The 455-nt window shown below is 43.3% G+C and carries 1 protein-coding gene; it reads right to left on the bottom strand.

All coding sequences use genetic code 11. The features are described 5' to 3' along the window. Positions 1 to 182: hypothetical protein (locus ACVOMB_RS21120; protein WP_050674877.1), on the bottom strand; the 182-nt coding region annotated here is incomplete at its 3' end. Positions 183 to 455: the final 273 nt, after the last annotated feature.

Below are 455 nucleotides of genomic sequence, written 5' to 3'. Positions count from 1 at the left end.
AAGTTATAGTATTCCGTGTCAGGAATCTGTCTACTTATCAGCGTCCGCGGAACTGCAGGATTTCTGGCTTTGTTGTTCGCAACGAGGGCTAATTCTGGAGTTCCGTATAAGGCATAATCAATAACGACATCTCGGCTGATAATCAGCGCAGTAACTTTAGCCAATCTCGCTGCAATTTCCATGTCAGGAATTTGTCCACTTATTCCAATGATGATGAGAACTGCAGCATTGACTTAGATCGCCAGTGCTCAGTACTGGCCATCATGTAGCTTTTATCGCTTTAGCGCCTTAACTTATTTAAGTGGCGTAACTTGCATAACTTATGCATCCTATTTAAGTGATGTAAGTTATAGTATTCCGTGTCAGGAATCTGTCTACTTATCAGCGTCCGCGGAACTGCAGGATTTCTGGCTTTGTTGTTCGCAACGAGGGCTAATTCTGGAGTTCCGTATAAG

The organism is Stenotrophomonas sp. STEN018, from assembly GCF_056760235.1.
This window is presented reverse-complemented; position numbering and strand designations above follow the sequence as displayed.